A 1,691-nucleotide genomic window follows, 5' to 3' on the forward strand; every position below is an offset into this window, starting at 1 on the left:
GAGGGTGTGTGAAAACTCCCCTATTTTGACCGGACTGATGGTATAATTTCCGTATTCGGTACGGAGGTTGTTGATGACGCAATTTATCGAGGGTCTGGACCGGCAGCAGGCGATGTTGCTGCCCGAATGTCTGGACGATTATGTTGATGAGAACAGTCCTGTCCGTGCCATTGATGCCTTTGCAGACCTGCTTGATCTTGCGGTGCTGGGATTCAATGCGATGCCAGCGGCAACTGGACGGCCTGGCTATCATCCTGGCTTGTTACTTCGGATTTATCTTTACGGGTATTTGAACCAGATCCAGTCATCGCGTCGTCTGGAGCGCGAGTGCGGTCGCAATCTGGAACTTGTCTGGCTGACGGGTCGGTTGAAGCCGGACTTCAAGACGATTGCCGACTTTCGGAAAGACAACGGCCCCGCGATCCGCAAGGTGTGCCAGCAGTTTGTCGCGCTATGCCGCAACATGAACCTGCTCGATGGGGATGTGGTTGCCATTGACGGTAGCCGGTTCAAGGCGCTGAACTCCAAGGCCAAGAATTACACGCGCGGTAAGCTGCGCCAGAAGTTGGGTGAGATTGACAAGGCAATCGAGCGCTATTTGGGTGAGTTGGATCGCGCCGACGAAGTGTTTGAACAGACCAGCACGGTGCTGCCAGAGGCCCGCATGGAACGCACTTTGAGAAAGTTAGAGCATCTGCAAAAGGAGGCGGTGCGCTACAGATCAATCGGGCAGCGCATGGATGAGACCGGCGAAACCCAAGTCTCACTTAGTGATCCTGATGCCCGATCCATGGCAACAACGGCCCGGATGCCCCGCATTGTCGGCTACAATGTTCAAACGGCCGTCGAAGCCAATCACCACCTGATCGTTGCGCATGAAGTAACAATGCTTGGGTTCGACCGGGATGCCTTGTCGATGATGGCCGCGGCAGCAAATGATGTCATGACGACAGATCAGCTCACAGCAATCGCGGATAAAGGTTACTACAAGAGCGAGGAGATTGTCGCCAGCGAAGAGGCTGGTATCTCGGTTGTCGTTCCCAAACCCATGACATCAAACGCCGCTGCACGCGGTCAGTTTGACAAGGCTGACTTCGCATATGACAGCGGCAAGGATGTCTATGTCTGCCCGGCAGGCAAGCAACTGACCTACAGATTTACCGGCCAGCAAGACGGCAAGGCCATCAGAGCGTATTGGTCTGGGGCCTGCGCCGATTGCGTCATCAAGGACAAATGCACGGCCAGCAAGGAACGGCGCGTGCGTCGATGGGAGAAAGAGGATGTGCTTGAGCGAGTACAAGAAAGGTTGGACGCAGACCCAGCCCAACTGGCCGTCCGCAGCATGACCGTCGAGCATCCCTACGGCACGATCAAATCATGGATGGGCGCGACGCACTTCACGATGCGCAGGTTGAAAAATGTCGCCACCGAGATGGCGCTGCACGTACTCGCCTACAACATGACCCGCGTGCTGAAGATCATGGGCGTACCAGCGATCATCGCAGCTATGAACGCGTAAGAGCCCTCGTTTGCCCTGAAATTTGCGCCCAAATGGCCCTATCCGTCTCAGATGGCTTCCGCCGACCTCACAATCCATCCTGTCCATCAAAATGATGATCCCAAGCCAAAAAGGACACAAAAGTCAAAACCGATTGGACGCTCCGAGATCAACCAAGTTTCCACACACCCTC

1 protein-coding gene is annotated in these 1,691 nt (G+C 55.1%); it reads left to right on the plus strand.

Translation table 11 applies throughout. The features are described 5' to 3' along the window. The first annotated feature begins 73 nt into the window (after positions 1–73). Entirely contained in the window at positions 74–1,519 is a 1,446-nt protein-coding gene (locus ACR0NZ_RS20595; protein ID WP_480521570.1) for an IS1182 family transposase, read from the plus strand. Positions 1,520–1,691: the final 172 nt, after the last annotated feature.

Source organism: Ruegeria sp. AE3, from assembly GCF_056542225.1.

What these genes read in the sequence shown, in the direction of transcription:
- ACR0NZ_RS20595 (WP_480521570.1), top strand. Translation starts at nt 74, where the DNA reads ATGACGCAATTTATCGAGGGTCTGGACCGGCAGCAGGCGATGTTGCTG.